Origin of the sequence: Phocaeicola sp., assembly GCF_048170425.1 — a bacterium.
Taxonomy (GTDB): domain Bacteria; phylum Bacteroidota; class Bacteroidia; order Bacteroidales; family Bacteroidaceae; genus Phocaeicola.
In genome coordinates, this window is the sequence record NZ_DBEXBB010000288.1 from 1 (window position 1) to 5226 (window position 5226).

A 5226-nucleotide genomic window follows, 5' to 3' on the forward strand; every position below is an offset into this window, starting at 1 on the left:
ATTATTTTGTTTGCAAAGGTAAGGATTTAAACTGAAAAATTCTGTTTTTAATCCAACAAAAAAGAAAACTCTTGTTTCTGAAACAATGATAAGAAAAAAAAGGTATTTTTGCGGCGATATTTGAGGAGACCAAATGAAGAGACTAATCATTGGATGCTGTCTGCTGGCGCTGATGGCATCTTGCGGAGGAGGAAAAAAGAAAGCCGATCCTTTTGCCGCATTGACAGAACAGATTGATTCCATGAAAGCTTTGCCTGACTCTATTCAGGATACTATTGTGATGGAGGAACAGGTACCTGCTTCGGCAGATGAGAGCTTTGCCGACTTTTTCTATAATTTTGCTTCTGACGCAAAATTTCAGCGGTCGCGTGTAATTTTTCCGTTTTCATTGTATAAGGGCAAACAAGTGAAGCGTATACTGAAAAATGAATGGGAGCATGACCCTTTATTTAGTCGGGAGCAGGCTTATACGGTCCTTTTCGATAAGGAAGAAGACATGGAAATGGAAAAGGATACCAGTATGCATAGCGTACAAGTGGACTGGATTTTTCTGACCGAGAAAAAAATCAAGCGTTATTATTTTGAACGGAAAAAAGACTCCTGGTTTTTGGAAGCCATCAATGTGGAAAAAATGAAAGAAGAAAATGGCGGGAAAGAAGATTTTTATACCTTTTATGAACGTTTTTCGCGTGATTCACTTTTCCAGCAGGAACGTCTGCATGAACCCCTGTATTTTGTGACGGCCGATCCGGAGGATGAGTTTCAGATATTGGAAACCACGCTGGAGCCGGGACAATGGTTTGCTTTTCGCCCTCCGATGATGAAAGGAAAAATGACGAATGTACATTATGGCCAGCCTGAAAATATAAACTCCGACTATAAGGTGGTGGAATTTAAAGGATTTGGAAATGGCTTTAGTAATACACTGTATTTTGAACGGCGTGAAAACATCTGGCAACTTATCCGGTTTGAAGATTTGAGCGATTGATGCATTATGAAAGACTATACAAATTACTCATTGCTTCCTTATAACACATTCGGAATGAATGTGAAGGCAGCTCGTTTCGTGGAATATGAATCAGTGAATGAACTGCTCTGCGTTTTGAAAGAGTGGAAAGCACAAAAGACTCCTCTTTTGCATGTAGGAAGAGGAAGTAATCTGTTGTTTGTGTCCGATTATGAAGGAACCGTGTTGCATTCAGGTATTAAAGGAATGCAGGTGGTAAGTGAAACTGACGAGTGGGTAGAGATACGTGTCGGTGCCGGTGAGGTGTGGGATGACTTTGTAGGCTATACTGTCAGGCAAGGATGGTATGGTGCGGAGAATCTGTCTTTGATACCAGGAGAGGTAGGAGCTTCAGCTGTACAGAATATCGGAGCATATGGAGTAGAAGCTAAGGATTTGATTGTGTCGGTCGAAACGGTAGCGGTGAATGATGGAACCACTCGTCTTTTCAAGCAAAGTGAGTGTGGATATGCATACCGTGAAAGTGTATTTAAACGGGAGTTGAAAGGACTTTACATCGTGATTTATGTCACTTATCGCTTGAAAAAACAGCCGGAATTTCATCTGGATTATGGAAATATCCGGTCCGAACTGGAGAAGGTGGAAGGAGATTTGTCATTGGAAAAACTTCGTCGTGTAATCATACGTATCCGTGAAGCTAAACTTCCTGATCCGGAAAAGATTGGAAATGCCGGCAGTTTCTTTATGAATCCCATTGTTCCGCTTGCACAATTTGAAGATTTGCTCAAGGAATATCCTGGTATGCCTTTTTATAAAGTAGGTGACGACCGTGTAAAAATTCCTGCAGGATGGATGATTGACCGTTGCGGCTGGAAGGGCAAACGGCTGGGAAATGCCGGAGTGCACGACAAGCAGGCATTGGTGTTGGTGAATCTGGGAGGAGCTACAGGAAGTGAAGTCGTAAAACTGGCAGAAGAAGTCGTTCGTTCTGTGAAAGAAAAATTTGGAGTGGCTATTCATCCGGAAGTGAACTTTATTGGAGTAAAACAATGAAAATAACAATTTTAGGAAGCGGGACGTCCATAGGAGTACCACAAATGGGATGTACTTGTAAGGTATGTACAAGTTCCGACCCGCGTGACAACCGTTTGCGCTGTTCCGGTCTGGTAGAAGTAAACGGAGTACGCATTCTTATCGACTGTGGTCCGGATTTTCGCGAACAGATGCTTCGGCTGAATGATTTTCGTGCGATAGACGGAGTGCTGATTACCCATGAACATTATGACCATGTGGGTGGTCTGGACGATTTGCGGCCTTTCTGTAAGTTTCGTGACATTCCGGTGTATGCGGAAGATTATACAGCCACTCGCTTGAAGAACCGGATGCCCTATTGTTTTGCGGAAAATCTTTATCCCGGAGTTCCTCATATTCCATTGAATTATATTAAAGAAGGCGAACCGTTCGTGGTGTCCAATGTAGCAGGAGATCAAGTGGAGGTCATTCCTTTCCGCGTAATGCATGGAAAGCTTCCGATTATGGGGTTCCGTATTGGAAAAATGGCCTGGATTACAGATATGTTACACCTTCCTGAAAGTTCATACGAGTACCTGAAAGGATTGGATTGTCTGGTGATGAATGCTTTGCGTGTGGAACCTCATTGGACGCATCAGTCCTTGTCCGAGGCACTGGAGCAGACAGCCCGTATAGCTGCAAGGAAAACTTATTTTATCCACATGAGCCATCAGGTAGGCTTGCATGCAGAAGTGCAGGAACAATTACCGGAAAATGTGTTTCTGACATATGACGGACTTGTGATAGACGTGAACGAGACAGAGGGGAAGAAATAACTCATAAGATAAATTAATACACCTATCATGCTTTTTTATTGATAAATCCGTATCTTTGTGCCCTATTAATAGACATTTAAGTAGAAAAAAACAAAATAATAGGAAAAATGGCACAAGAAGACGTTTTCAAGAAACTTGTTTCACATTGTAAAGAATATGGTTTTGTATTCCCGTCAAGTGATATTTATGATGGGCTGGGAGCCGTATATGATTACGGTCAGAACGGTGTGGAACTGAAAAACAATATCAAACAATACTGGTGGCAGAGCATGGTGCTGTTGCACGACAACATCGTAGGTATTGATTCTGCTATCTTCATGCATCCTACTATCTGGAAGGCTTCCGGTCACGTAGATGCGTTCAATGACCCTCTGATTGACAACCGTGATTCGAAGAAGCGCTACCGTGCCGATGTCTTGATTGAAGACCAGATTGCCAAATACGACGAGAAAATCAATAAGGAAGTAGCGAAGGCTGCCAAAAAATACGGAGAGGCATTCAATGAAGAAGAGTTCCGTAGCACGAATGCGCGTGTATTGGAACATCAGGCAAAACGTGATGCGTTGCATGAACGTTTTGCAAAGGCAATGAATGCCAACGACCTGAATGAACTTCGTCAGATTATTCTGGATGAAGAAATCGTATGTCCGATTTCTGGAACAAAGAACTGGACAGAAGTTCGTCAGTTCAACCTGATGTTTACTACAGAAATGGGTTCTACTGCCGACGGTGCCATGAAGGTGTACCTGCGTCCGGAAACCGCTCAGGGTATTTTCGTGAACTACCTGAACGTGCAGAAGACAGGTCGTATGAAGATTCCGTTCGGTATAGCACAGATTGGTAAGGCTTTCCGTAATGAAATTGTGGCTCGTCAGTTCATCTTCCGTATGCGTGAGTTTGAACAGATGGAAATGCAGTTCTTCGTAAAACCGGGAACAGAACTTGACTGGTTCAAGAAATGGAAAGAAATCCGTTTGAAATGGCATAAGGCACTGGGATTCGGTGACGATCACTATCGTTATCATGACCATGAAAAACTGGCCCATTATGCCAATGCGGCTACAGATATTGAATTCCTGATGCCGTTCGGATTCAAGGAAGTAGAAGGTATCCACTCACGTACTAACTTCGACTTGAGCCAGCATGAAAAATTCTCAGGAAAGAGCATCAAGTATTTCGATCCGGAAATCAACGAAAGTTATACTCCGTATGTCATTGAAACTTCAATCGGTGTAGACCGTATGTTCCTGAGCGTGATGAGTGCGGCTTATCATGAAGAAAAACTGGAAAATGGTGAAACACGTGTGGTCTTGAAATTGCCTGCTGCTTTGGCACCGGTGAAACTGGCTGTCATGCCGTTGGTGAAGAAAGACGGTCTGCCTGAAAAGGCTCGTGAAATCGTGAACGACCTGAAGTTCCACTTCAACTGCCAGTACGATGAAAAAGATTCTATCGGAAAGCGTTACCGTCGTCAGGATGCTATCGGTACTCCGTACTGTATCACCATCGACCACCAGACATTGGAAGATAACTGCGTAACCCTGCGTAACCGTGACACTATGGAACAGGAACGTGTGGCTATTGCAGATTTGAATAATATCATTGCAGACAAGGTAAGCATCACCAGCTTGCTGAAAACATTGCAGTAATAAATTAAACTACATGAACAAGAACCTATTTTGGCTGATAGCCTTGCTGTTTTCTCTTTCTTTCGGCTTTATGTCGTGTGCGGAAGATACCACAGTGGAAGACCCGTATGCGAACTGGCAAGTCCGTAACGAACACTATATAGATTCTATTGCGGAGGTAGCCCGTGCAAATGTGGATGGAAAATGGGAAATATACCAGAATTATAAAATTGCGAATGAAAGTACGTCCCCGGGGTTAGGCGGTACGGTTGTTACCAACCCATATGAAACCCCTGCCAGTGTGAGTGATTCTGTATACATGAAGATTCTGGAACCGGGAGAAGAGGGAGGATTGACCCCCTTGTTCACAGATAGTGTGAGTGTGTACTATCGTGGAAAGTTGATTAATGGAACCGTATTTGATCAGAACTATACGGGAGAACTGAATACGGTGATACACGTGCCTACTCATTTTGCATTACAGGCCAATCAGACAAATGATGGATTGATTGTAGGTTGGATTACCGCATTGCAACGAATGAAAGAGGGAGAACGTGTGGAATTGTATATTCCGGCAGCCCTTGGATATGGTACGCAAAGTCAGTCATCTATTCCAGCCAATTCTGTATTGATATTTGATTTGAAGCTGGAAAAAGTGATTCATTCTGATGGCATAGAAAGCTACAGCTTGAAAGTGAACTGATTGTAGAATATTAAGTCTAGATAAAAAAGACGGTGAAGAAGTGGTTCAAACCCTCTTCTTCACCGTCTTTTTTATCTGTGT

General features: G+C 42.9%; 5 protein-coding genes. All 5 read left to right on the forward strand.

Annotated features, from left to right (window positions below):
- Window positions 1-133: 133 nt before the first annotated feature.
- Window positions 134-988: a DUF4348 domain-containing protein gene (locus tag ACMJ0U_RS11320; protein ID WP_417130022.1), complete on the forward strand. Its 855-nt coding sequence runs from the start codon at window positions 134-136 to the stop codon at window positions 986-988.
- Window positions 989-994: 6 nt separating this feature from the next.
- The gene (gene murB, locus ACMJ0U_RS11325; RefSeq protein ID WP_417130023.1) at window positions 995-2020 is read left to right on the forward strand and encodes a UDP-N-acetylmuramate dehydrogenase; all 1026 of its coding nucleotides are present in this window, start codon (window positions 995-997) and stop codon (window positions 2018-2020) included.
- Complete coding sequence (locus ACMJ0U_RS11330) at window positions 2017-2814, forward strand: MBL fold metallo-hydrolase (protein WP_417130024.1); 798 nt, start codon at window positions 2017-2019, stop codon at window positions 2812-2814. The genes murB and ACMJ0U_RS11330 overlap by 4 nt, the downstream gene beginning before the upstream one ends.
- A gap of 107 nt (window positions 2815-2921) precedes the next feature.
- The gene (locus tag ACMJ0U_RS11335; protein WP_417130025.1) at window positions 2922-4463 is read left to right on the forward strand and encodes a glycine--tRNA ligase; all 1542 of its coding nucleotides are present in this window, start codon (window positions 2922-2924) and stop codon (window positions 4461-4463) included.
- A gap of 13 nt (window positions 4464-4476) precedes the next feature.
- Window positions 4477-5145 carry an FKBP-type peptidyl-prolyl cis-trans isomerase gene (locus ACMJ0U_RS11340; RefSeq protein ID WP_417130026.1) on the forward strand — a complete coding sequence of 223 codons (669 nt, stop codon included), beginning with the start codon at window positions 4477-4479 and terminating at the stop codon, window positions 5143-5145.
- Window positions 5146-5226 lie beyond the last annotated feature (81 nt).